The organism is Streptomyces sp. NPDC050617 (assembly GCF_040654795.1).
GTDB lineage: Bacteria > Actinomycetota > Actinomycetes > Streptomycetales > Streptomycetaceae > Streptomyces.
In genome coordinates this window covers 122,018-138,302 of record NZ_JBFAIS010000008.1, presented here as the reverse complement: position 1 = coordinate 138,302, position 16,285 = coordinate 122,018, and the positions used below count along the sequence as shown (strand labels likewise).

The window sequence follows — 16,285 nt, the reverse complement described above, 5'->3', positions numbered from 1 at the left end:
AACCCATGACCTCCGCGAGCCCCACGGGCCCCACGCCCCCCGTGAACGCCGAGATCTTCGAGCACCTCAGGGACATTCTCGCGGGCAAGCTCCACATCGCCCCGGAACACATCACCGTCGACGCCACCCACGAGGACATCGAACTGGACTCGCTCGCCCTGGTGGAACTCTCCCTGGTCCTGGAGAAGGAACTCGGCGTCCGCGTCAGCGACGACGAACTGGCCCGCACGCCCACCGTCGCCGGCATCGTGCACCTGATCGAGGAGCGGAGCGCCTCCGCGCATGCCGGCAAATAGGAACGCACCGCGCCCCCGCCCGGACGTAGCCGTCACCGGCATGGGACTGGTGACCCCGGCCGGCACCGGCGTCGCCGCCAACTGGTCCGCCCTCCTCGCCGGCCGGGCCACAGCCTCCCTCGACCCGGACCTCCACCCCCTCCCCGCCCCTCTCACCTGCCGCGTCCCCGACTTCGACCCGGCCCGGCTGCTCGGCGGCCGCAAGGCGTACCGCCTCGACCGGTTCGTCCAGTTCGCGCTCGTCGCCGCCCAGGAGGCCGTACGGGACAGCGGGCTGGACCCGCGCACCTGGGACGGCGCCCGCACCGGCGTCGTCCTCGGCTGCGCCGATGGCGGCCCCGGCACCGTAGAGGCCCAGCACCGCGTCCTGCTGACGGACGGCCCCGGCCAGGTCTCCCCGCTCCTGCTGCCGATGCAGCTCCCCAATATGCTCGCCGGGCAACTCGCCCTGGAATTCGGCGCGTCGGGGCCCAACCTGGTCGTCGCCACCGCCTGCGCCTCCGGCGCCACCGCCATCGGCACCGCCCGCGACCTGCTGCTCCTGGACCGCTGCGACGTGGTCCTGGCCGGCGGCAGCGAAGCGATGCTCACCCCCCTGGTGATGGCCGGCTTCGCCCAGATGGGCGCCCTGTCCCGCCGTACGGCCGACCCGGCCACCGCCTCCCGCCCCTTCGACGCCGGACGCGACGGCTTCGTGGCGGGGGAGGGGGCCGGCATCGTGGTCCTGGAACGGGCGGCGGACGCCCGCGCCCGCGGCGCGCACGTACACGGCCTCGTCCTGGGATACGGCGCCTCGGCGGACGCCCACCACATCACCGCGCCCCACCCCCACGGCCGGGGCATCGAGACGGCCGTGCGCGCCGCCCTCGCCGACGCCGGCGCCGCGGCGGCCGACGTGACCCACGTCAACGCGCACGGCACGTCCACCCCGCACAACGACCGCGTCGAAGGGCTGGCCCTCGGCCGGATCTTCGGCGCCGAACCCGTGGTGACCTCCACCAAGGGCACCACCGGCCACCTGCTCGGCGCCGCGGGCGCCGTGGAGGCCGTCTACACCCTCCTGGCCGTACGGCACGCCACCGCACCGCCCACCACCGGACTCGGCGACCTCGACCCCGAACTCGACATCGACGTGGCCACCGCCCCCCGGCCGCTGCGCGCCGGAGTGGCCCTGTCCAACTCCTTCGGCTTCGGCGGGCAGAACGCGGTGCTGGCGATGGGCACGGGATGAAAGCCCCGTCGGGGACCGCGCCCCACCGGCCGACGCCTTCCGGCCCTTTTGCGAACACGAGGTGACAGCCATGCGACCCCACACCCCGGAGACCGGTACGAAGACCCCCGCGAGCGGTACGGCTCCGGGCCCGGCCGACGAGGCCGCCGCCCTCCCCCTCCTCACCGCCGACAGGATCCTCACCGCGATCCGCACCCACACCGACGCGGACAACCCCAGCGCCTTCCTGGCCCTCAACGAGGAAGCCGAGCACTTCACCAGCGCGCGCGCCGACGGCGTGGTCGTCTTCCGCAGATGCGGCGGCTACGCCGTGCAGTTCGGCGGCCCGTTCGCCCCTCGCCGCGACTACCGGACGCTGCTGCACGAGTTCGTCCGGTTCGCGGACCGGTCCGGCCTCGCGCCCGTCGCCGTACAACTCCAGCGCCACGACGCGGAGATCTACGCCGACAGCGGCTTCACCGTCAACCAGATCGGCGCCTCCTACGCGGTCGGGCTGGCCGCCTTCACCCTGCGCGGCACCCGCTTCATGCAGCTGCGCAACAAGATCGCGCGGGCCCGGCGGGCGGGCCTCGCGGTCGCCGAGACCGACGCCGCCGCCTGCCGCGCGGCCCTCCGCGAGATCGACGCGGCCTGGCTGGCGAGCAAGGGCGCGCACGCCCGGCCGCTGGAATTCCTGGTCGGCCGCACCGGCGGCAGGGGACAGCCGTACCGCCGGCTCTTCCTCGGCGCCATCGACGGCCGGCCCATCGGCTACATCTCCTACTCCCCGGTCGCCGGCTCCCGGCCCGGCTGGATGCACGACCTCAGCCGACGCGTGCCCGACGGCCCGCCCGGCGTCATGGAGGCCGTCAACAGCGCCGCCATCGACACGTTCCGCGCGGAAGGGGTCCGCTGGCTGCACTTCGGGTTCACGCCGTTCACCGGGCTCCGCGAAGAGCACGAGGTGCCCGGTCACAGTCAGGGGCTCCGCTGGTTCCTGCGCCATCTGGAAGAGCACGGCGAAGCCGTCTACCCCGCCCGTACCCAGCTCGCGTACAAACGCAAATGGGCGCCGGACGTGCTCCTGCCCGAGTACGCGGCGTTCCGGGGCGGCGCGAGCCTGGCCGCCTTCGCCCACATCTTCCGCGCCGCGAACGCCTTTTGAGGAGAGGGAGCACCAGCCCATGACGGCACGTCAGGAACAGCAGGGGCAGCGGGAAGACCGGGCCCCCCGGCTCACGGCGTACGAGCAGGCGGTCGTCGACGCCTTCCACGCCGTCGTCGGGGTGCCCGACGACATGCCCGCCCGCGCCCGCGCGGACGCGGCACTGCGCGACCTGGACGCCGCTCTGGCGGGACGGGGCACGCCGGAAGCGGAGACGTGAGCCGTCCGGACCGGCTCACGGATGGAGGGCGGCCCAGCTCCTGGGCCCGACGAAGCCGTCGGGGGTGAGGCCGACCGACTGCTGGAAGTCCTTGACCGCAGCGAGCGTGGCCGGGCCGAAGATCTTGTCCACGGTCACGCTGCGGTAGCCGTACACCTTGTTCAGCACGCACTGGAGATGACCGACGGCCTCATTGGCGTGCCCGTTGCCGAGCTCGGGATGGTCGCCCGTGTACGGGCAGTACCGCCATTCGCCGTTGACGCCGTTGTCGATGCCCGCGCCCTCGGTGGAGCGGACCGGCGCCTTCGCCTCGGCGGCCCCGCCGCCCAGGGCCACGGCCGGACCGGCGAGCAGCGCGCATCCCAGCAGCGCGGCGGCCAGTGCACGGCCCCGGACACCTGTGGTTCTCCGTGCGGACATCGGGCGACCTCCGGTACTTGAGAAGACGGAACGGTGCGGCAGGGGGCAGGGGGCGGCGGTTTCCCGTACGGGGCCGGCCCTCAGTACCAGGAGCAGCGGGGGAGCCCCGGGAACGGGTGCTTCTGCGACTCCACCACCCGGGCGGGCACCAGCCCCCAGCCCTTCAGCGTCGGCCGGCTCGCCACCTCGTCGCCCTGGGTGTAGTACCAGATCTTGCTCTCGCCGGGAGGGGCGTCCCCCTGCGTCCAGCACGCGAACCAGCTCGGCGACAGCTTGAGGCGGCCGGTGACGGGCGCGTCGTACGCGGCCCGGCCGTACATGTCGGAGGCCAGGTTGTCGCAGTACAGGTCGAAGGTGAAGACGTTGCCGAGCGTGTCCTTGTGCGGCTGCTGCTGGCGCAGCGCACAGCCGGCCGCCGGCGCGCCCTCGCGCGCGGCGCCCCCGCCGGTCCCGGCCTCCGGGCGACCGGCCGCCGTCACCCCCGCCACCAGCCCGAGCACGGCCGCCGCGAGTGCGATCCGGCGCGGCGCCGGAGCCCGCCGGACCTTCCCGTCCTTCATGTGCGTCCACCTTCCCGGCCGGCGACCGGCCCGACCCCGGCACACACGCGCCGGCTCACGACCACGTGCACTTCTTCAGCCCGGCGACCGGATGCCCGGACACCTGCGTCTCCGCGGCGGGCAGATAGCCCCACCCCTTGGACCCCTTGCTCCCGGAGACCGAGTCGGCCTGCGTGTAGTACCAGATGTCCTGGCCCTGGTAGGAGCCGCCCTTCTTCCAGCACACGAACCAGCTCGGAGCGAAGGCGATCTGCCCGTTCACGGTGCTCTGGGAGGTGGACTGCACCCGGATCGAGCCGAGATTGTGCGGACAGACCACGTCTCCGAGGAAGTTCATTCCCGTCCAGTCCGTGTGCCGCGCGTCGGCCCGTACCTGGCATCCGGCGGCGCCCGTACGGGACGCGCCGCCCGCGGCACTGCTTCCGTCGGCCGCCGCCTGCGACATCGATGAAGCGGTCGGCGCGACCGCGAGCAGCGCCGTCACCGCGAGCGTCCCAGGACGCCGCGCCGTCCACGCCAGCGTTCTTCGCAACACCCCCCGGACGCCTGGGGAGTGAGGACCGCTCCGGGCGCGTGCGCCGGCGCCTCTGACGACTCTGACGGCCATGTCTGCTTCTCCTGCGGTCGGCCGACCGCCGCGCCGTCCCCACGCTTCCGCCGGACGAGGGCCCTGGGCGGCGCCGTACGGCACCGGGCCGCCCGTCCTCCGGGCGCGGGACGGCAACGGATGTCACGGCGGGATCGGCATGGCGACGGGAACCGGAGTGGTGCGCTGCCGCGCCGATCCTCCCACTGCCCCCTGACACCTCACTGACGACCGCCTGACCGCCCCGGCCCCGGCGACACGGAGCCCGCCACCGCCCCGTCCGCGCCCCGCCCCTTCCGCAGGCCCGCGCCGATCGCTCCCGCCGGCGCCGTCCGCCATACCGCCAGCGGCGCCAGTACGCACGGCACGGCGACGCATACGGCCAGGGCGGGCGCGGTCATCCCCGGCCAGAGCCCGGCCGCGGACCCGTACACCGTGCTCGCCAGCTGCTGTAGGCAGAAGAAGAGCCCCGAGGCGTTGCCGGGGCCGCGGGCGGCCGAGGACAACATGCCCGCCTGGGACGCCGGGAGGACCGCGCCGACCCCGGCCATCACCACGATCATGGGCGCCACCAGCGGCCACGGCGAGCGCCGGACGCCGAGCCCGGCGGCGGCCGGGGCGATCACGGCCAGCAGCGCGCCGCCGAGCGCGCACGCCACCGCGGCACGCCGCAGCAGAGCGGTCAGCTCCCACCTGGCCGAGAGCCCCCGGACCGTGAACGCACCGGCCACCGCGCCCAGCGCGGTCACCGCCACCAGCCCCCCGTACGCCGTCGGGGGCAGCCGGACCCCCACGCCCAGCGCGTGCGCCGAGTACGTCACGAACACGACGTGCGCCATCGACGCCAGGCTGATGGCGTACGAGCAGGCACGGTAGGCGGGGTCCCGCAGATGGCGGGCGTAGTCCGCCAGCACCGCCCGTACCCGCACCGCTCGGCGCCCTTCCGGCTCGGCGCCGGCCGGCACGACGGCGAGGAAGAGCACGGCGGCCACCGTGCCGAGCGCCGCCATGAGCACGAAGACGCCCCGCCAGCCCGTCGATTCGGTCAGCCGGCCGCCGAGCACGGGCGTCAGGCACGGGGTGACCGCGATGGCGGCCATCAGCGTGGACAGCGTGCGTACGCGCAGCGCCTCGGGGTAGATATGACGCACCGTCAGCCGCGCCAGCACCGTCGCCGCGCACCCGCCGAGCGCCTGCACGAACCGCCCCGCCACCAGCACCGGCAGCGTCGGCGCCAGCGCGCACACCGCCGAAGCCACGACGAACAGCCCCAGGGCCCACACCTGGGTCCGCCGCACGCCCCACCGCTCCACCAGCGCCCCGGCCAGCAGCACCGACACCGCGAACCCGGCCAGATAGACCGTGACGACCAACTGCACCGCCCCCGGGCCGCCGGACGGCAACGCCGCCATCCGCGGCAGCGCCGGCGCCACGACGCTCACCCCGAACTGCGGAATGACCGACACCAACGCCAGCACACACGTGACCGGGCCCAGCCCGCCCCGCCTCCCGGCCGCCCGGAACGCCGCAGCCTCCTCACCCACTGAACGCCTTGGCCGCGTGCTCACGCAGCCGCAGGTACCGCAGATTCTGCAGCGCCGGATCGTGCCCCAGAATCGCGCGCTCCACCGTGCGCAGCGGCGGCGACGGCTCCAGACCCAGCTCGTCCGCGAGCCTGCGCCGCATCTGCTGGTACACGTTCAACGCCTCGGCCTGCCGCCCCGACCGGTACAGCGCCACCATCAACTGCTGGCAGAACTTCTCCCGCAGCGGGTTGCTCGTACACACCTCGTGGAGCTCACCGAGGATCTGCGCATGCTCCCCGGTGTCCATCTGCACATCGAAGAGCAGCTCCAGGGCTTGCAGCCGGTACTCCTCATAGCGCGCCGCGGCGGCCTGGCACAGCGGGCCGCCGTGGCTTCCGCCGAAGACCGGGCCGTGCCACAGACCGAGCACGGCCCGCAGCAGGCCCGCCGCCTGGGCCGGCTGCTCCCCTTTCAGTGTCGCGGCCTTGCGCACGGCCGCCACGAAGTCGGCCGCGTCCAGCCCGACTCCGTCCATGACCAGCTGATATCCGTTGGGGTACCCCACCAGCCGCGATCCGTCGCTGCCCGGCTCCAGCGCCTGCAGCCATCTCCGCAGCCGGCTCACATGGGCCTGGAGCGCGTTGGCCACGCCCTCGGGGGCGCGGTCGTTCCATATCTCCCGCACCAGCGAGTCGACGGGGACGACCCGCCCTTCGCTGACGAGGAGAGCCTGGATGAGAACACGCTGAAAACCGCCTCTGATCCTGAATGTGGTGTGCGACGTCCGTGCCTGCAGAACTCCCAAGATCTCGAACCTCACCATGACACCCTCCAAAGGCGCACGGACATATGAAATTTCCCGGGCGTGAACACCTCGGAAAGAGCTGGACCACGACGCGCCACGGCACTTGGAGCCATCACAGCGAACCCACCGCGCCCGCCCGTCGATCCGGACGCACGCGAAACTTCCCCGGCACACCGCCCCCGGGGAACGACCGGAACGGACATGCAGCGTCGATACTGAAGCCACCCGCCACCCCAGGCAAGCATTCCGCCGCCCGGCCTTCGCCCGTCTCCGTCGGCCGCCGAGCCGGCCGGCCTCAGGCCCTACTCCGGCGCGGTCCCGGAATCCGCGTCTCCCCGGCCGGTGAGGGGCCGGAGCGGCGCTCCCCGTACGGACTCGGAGTGGAAGCCGTCCGGTCCGACCGGGCGGTCGCCGTGGACCAGCACCCGGAACATCCTGCGCTCGTAGTCGGTGTGATGGAGGTCGGCGGGCTGGAGGTGGGCCACCGCGCGGTTGTCCCAGACGGCGATGTCGCCGGGCTCCCAGCGGTGCCGCACGGTGTACTCGGGGCGGCAAAGGTGGGAGAAGAAGACGTCGAGAATGCCGCGGCTTTCCCACGGGAGCAGTCCGGCGAGATGGGACACGGACGCGGGAGGAAGGAAAAGCGCCTTCTGGCCGGTCTCCGGATGAACCCGCACCACGGGGTGGAGGGATATCAGGGTGTCCTCGGCCCGCTTGCGGATCACCGCCAGGTCCTCGTCGTCGGAGAACAGCAGCCGCACCCCCGCGTGCAGGGCGTGCTCGGCCCGCAGGCCGTCGGCCAACCGTTGCAGAGGCCGGGAGAGGCCCTCATAGGCGGCGACGAGATTCGTCCACTGGGTATCGCCCCCGTACTCCGGGGCCACTTCGCACCGGAGGATCGAAATGGCCGGTGGATTCACCGAGGAAGCGATGTCCACATGCCAGCCCGAATCATGCCGGTCGGATGTGCGGTACAGCCGCTCCTCGAACCCCGGACCGCGTCGGCCGCCGGCCGCCTGCCGGTCGACGATGAGGATCTCCGGAAACCCTTCCGGGTGCGTGCCGTGCCGCGGTCCCGGCAGCCGGGTCACCTCGCCGAAAAGGCGCGCGAAAGCCACATGGCCGACGTGGTCCAGACGCTGTTCGCGGAAGAAGAGCACTTTATGGCGGAGCAGAGCGGCGCGTATCTCGCCGACGGCGCCGGAGGAGCCGGGATCGCCCAGCTCTCCCAGCTCCCTCAGGTTCACCCCGCGGATGCTCGCCCCGATCTTTCCCGCGACGCGGCGAACGCCGATCCTGGAATCCCTCTCGACCACGACGCGCCTCCTTTGACCTGCCACGTACGGGACCGCCGTGCGCCGGACGCGGCGCCGCGCACACCCAAGGGCCGCCGGCCGCGACGCTGGAGCGCGGCCGGGCGCCGTCTCATCCACCCATCGTTCGCTCTCGCACGGCGGGGAACGGCCGGGCAGGCGTCGAAGCGCCCAGGAACGGGGCGAGCCGCTCCCAGCCCTCGCCGCCGACGATGTCCAGCACGAGAAGGTCGCCGGGCCGGCCGGCGAAGTGCGTGCGAACGGCGGCGACATGCTCGTCGTAGACGCGCGAGAGGCGCCCGGCGTCGAACGCGCGACAGCCGTAGACGGCCTCGCGCACGAAGCGCCGCGTCTCCCGGGCGGCGCCGCGGGCGTCGTCGGCGCGGCCGCAGGGCGAGCCCGGCGCCGCGTCCCGCGGCCAGTTCCGCTCCAGGGACGCGAGCCAGCCCGCCTTGTCCCGGACGGTCAGGACGAACTTCGCCCCCCGGTGCAGCGCGTCGAGTTCCCGGTAGCACGGGACGGCCGTCACGTCGGCGAAGCCGTCGTAGTGCTCCAGCAGTGGAAACCGCCCGTCCCCCCGGACCAGCGCGTCGAGCGAGGCGCGGTCGACGGGGTAGTGGGCGACGTGGTACCCGAGCAGGTGCAGGGCGGCCCGCAGACTGCGGGTGCCGGTGCGCGGCAGCCCCAGGCCGAAGACCTTGGTCCGGTCCGCCCCGCGGCCGGTCGCCGCGCGGGCGCGTTCCCCCGTCCGGAGGACTTCGCGGAGGGTGAGCGCCGGGAGGTCCGGCAGTCCCATCGCTTCGACCTCGTGGAGGGCCGTCCGCGGAAGACGCTCGATGTAGCGCCGCACCTCGGCGGCCGGGGCGCCCTCGGCCACGTGCGCCCGGGCGTGGTCCACGGCGGCGCGGGCGACGTCGAAGTCCGGCCCCCGGCCCCATCCCGCGACGGCGGCGGCGAAGACGGGCCTGCTGGCTTCCGTACGGCTCCGGAGCTCCCGGAGGGCGATCTTGGCGAAGACGTGGTCGTAGTGCTGGAAGTGATCGTGGAGGATGTGCGCGCCCCGGTGCTGCACGGAGTCCTGGACGCCTCGCAGCGCCGACTCCAGACGGGTGCCCTCCGGGCGCAGCACCCACGCGACGTCGTCCCTGCCGACGTCGGCCCGCCGCATCCGCTCCACCACATCGGCCCGGACGATGTGCACCCCGCACGGCACCCGGCCCCGGAAGGGATCGTGGACGTAGCACTCCACGAAGGCGAGCTCGTTGGCGTCGAGAAACGGACGAAGGTCCTCCAGGATGAGGCAGTCGGCGTCGAGGAACACCACGCAGGAGGCGTCCTCGTAGTCGATGTCCAGCATCAGGTCGACGGCGCGCCAGAACGGTCTGACGTCGTCGACGATGTGTGCCCGGTGCGGACGTATGTGCCGCACGGCCAGGTCGAGAGCCAGGTCGGTCGTGCGCTCGCCGACCGTTCGCAGCACGAGATGCACGCGCCGCCCTCCGGCGGGCGGGCTCATGTCCTCCAGTTCCTGGACGGCGCCCGTCCCCCCGGCTCTCGCCAGGCCCTGCCCGTGTGATCGCACCGGCGGAACTCCCAGGCTCTCGACTTGCCCACGGCGTCGCCGACTTCGACCACGGCCCGGCGATCGTCATCTCCGGGAGTGCATGCCCCGGCCCCCTGCCGCCAAGCGGCGACTTCCGGACGATCGGTTCCCCGGCGGCTCTCCTCCGCGGGCCGCTCGCACAGAGGACGGCTCTCACAACAGGGCCAGGATCTCCCGCAGTTCCTCGGCGGTCGGCGTCCACGCGCCCGCCGCCGCGTTGGCCTTCACCTGTTCCGGCCTCGTGGCCCCCGCGATCACCGAGGAGCAGCCCGGGAGCGCGGCGAGACCGCCGACGGCGATCTCCAGGAGGGAGCGGCCGTTCCTCGCCCCCCAGGCGGCCAGCGCCTCGACGACGTCGAGCCGCTCCTTCGTCACCCGATGCGCGCTGTCCGCGATACGGGTGCCCTCCGGGATCGGTCTGCCACGCCGCACCTTGCCCGTCAGCAGGCCGTTCGCCAGCGGGAAGTACGGCAGCACGCCCAGGCCGAAATGGCGGGCGGCCGGCACGACTTCCGCCTCGATATCGCGCTCCAGGAGCGACCAGTGATTCTGCGCGGACACGAAAGGCTCGAACCCGCCGGAACGGGCGGCGCACGCGGCCTCCGCGATCTGCCATCCCGCGAAATTGGAGTTTCCGATGTAGCGGACCTTGCCTTCGCGGACCAATTCGGTCAGCGCGGCCAGGGTCTCCTCGACAGGGGTGTGCGGATCGGGCGTATGAATTTGGTAGAGGTCGATATGGTCGGTACGAAGACGCCGGAGGGATCCCTCGACGGCGCGGCGGATGTAGGCACGTCCGCCCCTGGCGCCGGCCGCGGGACCGTACCCCATCGTCATTCTCTGATGCCCGAACTTCGTGGCCAGCACGGCGTGCTCGCGCCGGCCCCGAAGGCATTCGCCGAGCACGGACTCGGAGTCGCCGTAGACGTCCGCGGTGTCGAACAGCGTGATCCCGGCGTCCAGCGCGGCGTCCACCACCCCCCGCGCCTGCTCCAGTCCGACGGAACGGCCCAGCTCATTGCAGCCCAAACCGACCGCGGAGACCCGCAATCCCGATGTGCCCAGCGAGATATAGCGCATGATTTCTCAGCGTATCGATATGCGGCACGCATTCAAGAGGGGCGCCCGCCGTCCACCGCCGCCGAGGCCCGTTCCCTCGGCGGGCGGGGCGGCCCGGAGATCGCGGCGCAAAGATCGTGACACGGAGATCGCAATACGGAGACCGTGATGCGGAGATCGCTCCGCGCTGGCCGGAAGTCGGCGCTCACGCGGGGCCCCCGCCTATGGAGGCTATGCAGGGGGTAGGCAAGCCCGGACAGTGATTCGTCATGAACGTACTTCGGCAGTACGGGGTGGGGCGGTTGGGGGAGCGACTCGGGGCGCCGGAGAAACCACCGGATCTGTCGGCGGGGGTGGCATCGCGGCTTCTCGACAAGGGACTGGCGGTCCGCCGGGTGCCGCGGGTGACCGCGTCCGGTGCCGATGTGCTGCGCGGCGTCGTCGCCCGGCGCTCCGGGCCGCTGCTCTGCTCCGGCCTCCTGGACACCTGGCCGGCCCGTACCGCCTGGAATCCGGCCGCCCTGGCGGAGCGCCACGGCGAGCGGCGGGTGACCGCCTTGATGGACCTGCCGGGCGACGGCGTCCTCTTCCCGCGGGACCAGCGGTGCTACGAACAGGAGCTGGCGTTCGGGGAGTTCGTCGAGCGGATGCGGTCCGCCGGGCCCTCCGCGCCCTGTTACCTGGCCTATCAGCGGGCCCACGAGATCTTCGACCCGGCTGACTGCGACTTCGCCTCCCTCCTGCCGCCCGACGGGCGCCCCACCGATACCCGGGTGTGGATCGGGTCCGCGGGGACGCGTTCGATGCTGCACTCGGACCTCAAGGACAATTTCTTCTGCCAGCTCTGGGGGGAGAAGAGCGTGACGCTGCTGGCCTGGCGGGACAGCCGGGCCGCGTACCCCTTTCCGGACAACCTGGTGAACAGCCAGGTGGATCTGGCCGACCCGGATGTGCGGCGCTTCCCGCGGCTGAGGCACGCGGTGCTGCACGTCGTACGGATGGGCCCCGGCGACCTGCTCTACATCCCGCGCGGCTGGTGGCACGACATCCGGGCGCAGACCGCGTCCGTATCGGTCAACCACTGGTTCGGGAAGCCGCTGGGAGCGGCTCAGTACCTGGCCCTGCTCGGCATCCTCGGCCCGCGGTACTGGAAGGCCACGACCCGCGACTTCATCGGCCACGGACTGCTGCGCCGGACGGAGCCGACCCGTTTCTTCTTCAGCCCCCCGTCCACCGGAAAACGGCTCTACGACGCCCTCCGGTTCGGCGACTTCTCCCGCGGAAACGACCCCAGCGCGCGCTAGCCCGGCACCGGGTTCCTGGACGCCGCGCACCCTCATCGACCCGTGAGACATCGACCCAGGAGACCAGGCTTGGCAGAACGAGCTGGGCGTCCTTCGCCGCGTGTGCTGGTCACCGGCGGGGCGTCAGGAATCGGCGCGGCCATCGTGCGCCGCTTCGTACGGGACGGGGCGCGGGTGGCCGTTCTCGACCGCGACCGGGACGCCCTCGCGCGGATCGCGGACGACCTCCCCGACGCCGTGCTGCCGCTGCACGCGGACGTGGCGGAGGAGGACCGGGTGCGGGAGGCGTTCGCCGAGGCCGGCACCGTCCTGGGCGGGCTCGACGTGGTCTGCAACAACGCCGGGATCAGCATCCGGCGGCCGTTCCTGGAGACCTCCCTGGAGGAGTGGGAGCGCACGATGCGGGTGAACCTCACCGGCGCCTTCCTGGTGGCCCGCGAGGCGGGACGCCGGATGGCGATCGGCGGCGGCGTCATCGTCAACACCGCCTCGGTCAGCGGCATGGTGGGCATGCCCGACTACGCGGCGTACAACGTGAGCAAGGCCGGGGTCATCGAACTGACCCGGACCCTGGCCCTGGAACTCGCACCGGCCGTACGCGTCAACGCGATCGCTCCGGGCTACGTGGTCACCTCCATGCAACGGGCCGAGTACACCGAGGAGCAACTCGCCGAGCAGGCAGGGTCGTTGCCGCTGCGGAGGCTCGGCGCCCCGGAGGAGATCGCCGGCCTGGCGGCCTATCTGGCCTCCCCGGACGCCGCGTTCATCACCGGGCAGACATTCGTGATCGACGGAGGCGAGACCGCCGGCGGGCTGGCCAGCGCCGCCCGGCGGCATGACGCACGCGAGGTGCACGTGGACCCGACAGCAACACCGCGCCGAAGTGGGGGAGCATGACGAACGACGCGCAGCCGGACGAGTACGGGCGGAAACCGCTGCCGGCGGTCAACTCGTACACCGAATGGGAACCGTTGCGGGAAGTGGTGGTGGGGAGCCTGCTGGGCGGGGTCTTCCCCGACTGGCAGGAGTCGATGGCGCGCGTCGTGCCCGACGCCGCCCAGCCCGTCTTCCAGGAGCTGGGCGGGGCCCCGCTGCCCGCCGGCCTCCTCAAAGCGGCCGAGGAGGAGTTGGAGGGCCTGGTCGAGGTGCTCGAAGCGCACGGGATCGCGGTGGTCCGGCCGGACGCCGCCGAGCACCAGGCGCCGTTCCGCACCCCGCACTGGAGCTCCGCGGGCGGCCTGTACGCGGGGATGCCCAGGGACCTGCTGATGGTCGTCGGCGACGCCATCATCGAGGCCCCGATGTCCTGGCGCTGCCGCCACCACGAGGTGGACGCCTTCCGCTCGCTGATCAAGTCGTACTTCCGGCGCGGCGCCCGTTGGCTCCCGGCCCCGCGCCCGCAGCTGACGGACGCGCTGTACCGCACGGACGGCGAGGCCGGCGGCTGGGCGGTGACCGAGTTCGAGCCGGTCTTCGACGCCGCCGACTTCCTGCGCTTCGGCCGCGACGTCATCGTCCAGCGCAGCCATGTCACCAACGCGTTCGGCATCGACTGGGTGCGGCGCGCCATCGGCCCGGAATTCGATGTGACCGTCGTCGACACCGACGACCCGCACGCGATGCACATCGACGCGACCATCGCGCCGCTGGCGCCGGGCAAGCTCCTCGTGCACCCCGAGCGCTACGTCCACCACGAGGTCTTCGACGGCTGGGACATCCTCCCGGCCCCCGCGCCGACGCTGCCGCGGGACTGGCCGATGTACTTCTGCAGCCCGTGGGTGAGCATGAACGTGCTGTCCCTGGACCCGGAGACGGTGGTGGTCGAGCGCCGGGAGGAGCCGCTCATCGACGCGTTGACCGGCTGGGGGTTCCGGTGCGTGCCGGTCGACTTCCGGCACGTCTACACCTTCGGCGGCTCCTTCCACTGCGTGACACTGGACACCGTGCGGGAGGGCGGGCCCGCACGGCACCTCTCACGGCCCGCACGCCGGTGACGCCGGCCCCGCGGTCCGCGGACCGGTGACGCCGGCGCTCAGGCGCCGAACAGGAGCCGCGAGTAGTCCGGCCGCAGCAGGACGTTGTTGTCGTACAGGCAGTACTCCACCGCCAGCAGGGGAATCGCCGGATCCCCGCCGGGACCCGCCGCCGCGCGCGCCGCGGAGCGTACGTCCTCGACGCAGGTGAAGCGGGCGGCGAGCCCGGCACAGACGTCGAACGCGGTACGCGCGCCGCGGTCGTGCCAGTAGCCGGGCAGACCGATCGCCGCGAAGGCGTCGCGGACGCGGTCCGGCTCGGCGCCGACGACCAGCTCGACGAGGGCGCGGGCGGCCCGGCCCGCGCCCTCGTCCGCCGCGTCGCCTTCCCGCAGCCGCTCCAGCAGCGCCGCACCGCCGTCCGCCGCGATGGAGGCGCGTACGCCGCGCGCCGCCTCGTCCTCCCCGGCGTCGCCCGGCGCGTACCGGAGGCGCTCGCACCACCGGGCCAGGCGCTCCCCGTCCGTGTGGCGGGCGAGGAACGCGGGCCAGTCGAGGCGGGCCCGGTGGGCGCGGGAGAGGAACGTCTTCTCCACGTAGGCGAAGAACTCGTCCACGGCGCGGGCGCTGCCGAGGGCCTTCACCAGCGCGACCGGGTAGCTGAAGGTGGGGTGCACCAGGTCGACCTCGTCGAGGAGCCCGTCCGGGCCGACGGAGTACGCCGCCGCCGAGACGTCGCCGAGCAGGCCGTCGCCCAGGTCGAAGACGCGGGTGGCGCGGGTGATGAGCGAGTCGTCGAAGCGCTCGCCCAGGCGCAGCTCGTTCACGGTGCGCAGGGTGGCGGCGACGGTCTCGGGGGTGGCGTAGGTGTTGCCCAGGAACATGTCCAGCCGTCGGCGCGGCTCGGGCAGGCCATGCGCGCGGCGGTACGCCTGGTCCTCCTCCAGCCAGGACACCTGGGCCTCCACCGCGTGCCGGGCCCGGTAGGGGACGCGGGTCCGTTTGAGGTTCTCGTCGTGGTAGGAGGCGAACTGGTTCCAGCTGGGTTCGAAGCGCGCCTCCAGCAGCGCCCGGATGTCGCTCCGGTCCAGCGGGGGATTGGGCAGCAGGTAGCAGGTCCAGCTCACCGGGCCGGCGCGGCCGCGGTTGAGCTCGCGCATGCGCGCCGCCATCTCCAGCAGGAGCGCGTTGCTGCCCACGTTGATCTCCGAGCAGACCAGCCACACGCGGGAGACGCCCCGGTCGGCGAGGAAGGCGATGTCGGCCATCACGACGTCGAGGTCGCGGACGTGGTGACGGCGGCCCTTGACCATCGGTTCGGTGCAGAAATAGCAGCGGTACGGGCAGCCGCGCTGCACCTCCACCGGGACGTGCGCGTCCGCGTCCGGTCCGATGACGCGCCGCGGGCCGTAGAAGTCCAGCAGGTCGCCCAGGACGGCGTCGGTGTACTCGGTGTGGTCCGCGGGCGGCAGGAAGACCCTGGGGTTGATGGTGTAGCCGTCGTCGGAGCGATGGGCGAGGTTGGCGATGCGGTCAACGTCGCGATGGGCCAGCACGTCGTCCAGGCGCTCCAGCACCGCGTCCGGCTCGCCGGTCACGCCGAAGTCGGGCCGGAGCCGGTCCAGCAGGTCCTGGGTGCGCGTGGTGAAGCCGAAGCCGCCCACCATTATCGGACACTCGGTCAACTCCCTTAAGAGAGAGATGAGTTGCTCGGTGTCGTGGAACGGCCAATAGCTGTTCCTGCGCACCGGAGGGGCGCCCGGAAGGTCGTAGTCCGCGTAGTTCCAGATGAAGATGGAGTCCAGTTGCCGCAGGTGGACGCCGATGAGCCGGGGGCCGGTGCGCTCCAGGACCTCCCGCAGCGCCGCCCGCCATGACGCCTTGGGCGTGTGCAGCAGGTCGAAGCGGGCCGCGGTGAGGCCATGGCGGGCGGCCACCGCCGAGACCTGCACGAAGGCATAGGGATAGATGGGCAGCGCCGGGTAGTTGGAGGCGCTGAGGAGGAGGATGTCCGCGCCCTGTCGCGCCGGGGCGGTCGGGTCGTCGACCGGCATGGCGGGAATGGTGACACACCGTCGGTCATCCCACCAGAAGACCGCCGCGCCCGGTGTCCGAATCGGCGCGTCGGGCCGTACGCCCCCTTGAACCGGACTCGCGCGGGCCGAAGAATGGGACTTCGCGCCGCTGCCGTCTGCCCGCATCCCTCGGACGGTTTCCCCCGTCCGCGTCGTACCGCCTTCCGCCA

16 protein-coding genes are annotated in these 16,285 nt (G+C 72.7%); 7 read left to right on the top strand and 9 right to left on the bottom strand.

From position 1 onward, the window contains the following. Positions 1 to 5: 5 nt before the first annotated feature. The 4 genes from AB0I49_RS13645 (at position 6) to AB0I49_RS13630 (ending at position 2,891) form a co-directional block, all read left to right on the top strand. Positions 6 to 296 (top strand): acyl carrier protein, encoded by a 291-nt coding sequence (locus AB0I49_RS13645; protein ID WP_363227111.1) that lies wholly within the window; start codon positions 6 to 8, stop codon positions 294 to 296. Further along, a complete protein-coding gene (locus AB0I49_RS13640; protein ID WP_363227110.1) occupies positions 283 to 1,527 on the top strand; it encodes a beta-ketoacyl-[acyl-carrier-protein] synthase family protein in 1,245 nt (414 codons plus the stop codon). Before AB0I49_RS13645 ends, AB0I49_RS13640 begins: the two co-directional genes overlap by 14 nt. Before the next feature lie 70 nt (positions 1,528 to 1,597). Then, positions 1,598 to 2,671, top strand: coding sequence for a DUF2156 domain-containing protein (locus tag AB0I49_RS13635; RefSeq protein WP_363227109.1), 1,074 nt, complete (start codon positions 1,598 to 1,600; stop codon positions 2,669 to 2,671). 19 nt (positions 2,672 to 2,690) lie between these two features. Beyond that, positions 2,691 to 2,891: a hypothetical protein gene (locus AB0I49_RS13630; protein ID WP_363227108.1), complete on the top strand. Its 201-nt coding sequence runs from the start codon at positions 2,691 to 2,693 to the stop codon at positions 2,889 to 2,891. 15 nt (positions 2,892 to 2,906) lie between these two features. Here AB0I49_RS13630 and AB0I49_RS13625 read toward each other — a convergent pair whose 3' ends face one another. From AB0I49_RS13625 to AB0I49_RS13590, 8 genes are all read right to left on the bottom strand, one after another. Further along, entirely contained in the window at positions 2,907 to 3,311 is a 405-nt protein-coding gene (locus tag AB0I49_RS13625; protein WP_363227107.1) for a peptidoglycan-binding domain-containing protein, read from the bottom strand. Between the two features lie 80 nt (positions 3,312 to 3,391). Then, positions 3,392 to 3,871, bottom strand: a complete 480-nt coding sequence (locus AB0I49_RS13620) for a hypothetical protein (protein WP_363227106.1) — start codon at positions 3,869 to 3,871, stop codon at positions 3,392 to 3,394. Positions 3,872 to 3,926: 55 nt separating this feature from the next. Next, entirely contained in the window at positions 3,927 to 4,406 is a 480-nt protein-coding gene (locus AB0I49_RS13615) for a hypothetical protein (RefSeq protein WP_363227105.1), read from the bottom strand. Between the two features lie 272 nt (positions 4,407 to 4,678). Further along, entirely contained in the window at positions 4,679 to 5,923 is a 1,245-nt protein-coding gene (locus AB0I49_RS13610; RefSeq protein WP_363227104.1) for an MFS transporter, read from the bottom strand. A gap of 70 nt (positions 5,924 to 5,993) precedes the next feature. Continuing rightward, on the bottom strand, positions 5,994 to 6,788 hold the full coding sequence (locus tag AB0I49_RS13605) for an AfsR/SARP family transcriptional regulator (protein ID WP_363227103.1): 795 nt from the start codon (positions 6,786 to 6,788) through the stop codon (positions 5,994 to 5,996). Between the two features lie 302 nt (positions 6,789 to 7,090). Further along, positions 7,091 to 8,104 (bottom strand): TauD/TfdA family dioxygenase, encoded by a 1,014-nt coding sequence (locus tag AB0I49_RS13600; RefSeq protein WP_363227102.1) that lies wholly within the window; start codon positions 8,102 to 8,104, stop codon positions 7,091 to 7,093. 109 nt (positions 8,105 to 8,213) lie between these two features. Further along, complete coding sequence (locus AB0I49_RS13595) at positions 8,214 to 9,617, bottom strand: sulfotransferase family protein (protein WP_363227101.1); 1,404 nt, start codon at positions 9,615 to 9,617, stop codon at positions 8,214 to 8,216. Positions 9,618 to 9,857: 240 nt separating this feature from the next. Then, a complete protein-coding gene (locus tag AB0I49_RS13590; protein ID WP_363227100.1) occupies positions 9,858 to 10,784 on the bottom strand; it encodes an aldo/keto reductase in 927 nt (308 codons plus the stop codon). A 248-nt stretch (positions 10,785 to 11,032) separates the two neighbouring features. Here AB0I49_RS13590 and AB0I49_RS13585 point away from each other — a divergent pair, with 248 nt between their 5' ends. The 3 genes from AB0I49_RS13585 to AB0I49_RS13575 all read left to right on the top strand — a co-directional run bounded on the left by AB0I49_RS13585 (position 11,033) and on the right by AB0I49_RS13575 (position 14,061). After that, entirely contained in the window at positions 11,033 to 12,067 is a 1,035-nt protein-coding gene (locus AB0I49_RS13585) for a cupin-like domain-containing protein (RefSeq protein WP_363227099.1), read from the top strand. Positions 12,068 to 12,136: 69 nt separating this feature from the next. Continuing rightward, complete coding sequence (locus AB0I49_RS13580) at positions 12,137 to 12,964, top strand: SDR family NAD(P)-dependent oxidoreductase (RefSeq protein WP_363227098.1); 828 nt, start codon at positions 12,137 to 12,139, stop codon at positions 12,962 to 12,964. After that, entirely contained in the window at positions 12,961 to 14,061 is a 1,101-nt protein-coding gene (locus tag AB0I49_RS13575; RefSeq protein WP_363227097.1) for an amidinotransferase, read from the top strand. Before AB0I49_RS13580 ends, AB0I49_RS13575 begins: the two co-directional genes overlap by 4 nt. 38 nt (positions 14,062 to 14,099) lie before the next feature. On the opposite strand, the gene AB0I49_RS13570 is transcribed toward AB0I49_RS13575, so the two are convergent. Continuing rightward, positions 14,100 to 16,094 (bottom strand): radical SAM protein, encoded by a 1,995-nt coding sequence (locus AB0I49_RS13570; RefSeq protein ID WP_363227096.1) that lies wholly within the window; start codon positions 16,092 to 16,094, stop codon positions 14,100 to 14,102. Positions 16,095 to 16,285: the final 191 nt, after the last annotated feature.

Bases quoted from the DNA above. Each gene is read 5' to 3' on its own strand.
- AB0I49_RS13625 (WP_363227107.1), bottom strand. From the start codon at position 3,311: ATGTCCGCACGGAGAACCACAGGTGTCCGGGGCCGTGCACTGGCCGCC.
- AB0I49_RS13570 (WP_363227096.1), bottom strand. From the start codon at position 16,094: ATGCCGGTCGACGACCCGACCGCCCCGGCGCGACAGGGCGCGGACATC.
- AB0I49_RS13645 (WP_363227111.1), top strand. From the start codon at position 6: ATGACCTCCGCGAGCCCCACGGGCCCCACGCCCCCCGTGAACGCCGAG.
- AB0I49_RS13585 (WP_363227099.1), top strand. From the start codon at position 11,033: ATGAACGTACTTCGGCAGTACGGGGTGGGGCGGTTGGGGGAGCGACTC.
- AB0I49_RS13630 (WP_363227108.1), top strand. From the start codon at position 2,691: ATGACGGCACGTCAGGAACAGCAGGGGCAGCGGGAAGACCGGGCCCCC.
- AB0I49_RS13635 (WP_363227109.1), top strand. From the start codon at position 1,598: ATGCGACCCCACACCCCGGAGACCGGTACGAAGACCCCCGCGAGCGGT.
- AB0I49_RS13640 (WP_363227110.1), top strand. From the start codon at position 283: ATGCCGGCAAATAGGAACGCACCGCGCCCCCGCCCGGACGTAGCCGTC.
- AB0I49_RS13575 (WP_363227097.1), top strand. From the start codon at position 12,961: ATGACGAACGACGCGCAGCCGGACGAGTACGGGCGGAAACCGCTGCCG.
- AB0I49_RS13620 (WP_363227106.1), bottom strand. From the start codon at position 3,871: ATGAAGGACGGGAAGGTCCGGCGGGCTCCGGCGCCGCGCCGGATCGCA.
- AB0I49_RS13590 (WP_363227100.1), bottom strand. From the start codon at position 10,784: ATGCGCTATATCTCGCTGGGCACATCGGGATTGCGGGTCTCCGCGGTC.
- AB0I49_RS13595 (WP_363227101.1), bottom strand. From the start codon at position 9,617: ATGAGCCCGCCCGCCGGAGGGCGGCGCGTGCATCTCGTGCTGCGAACG.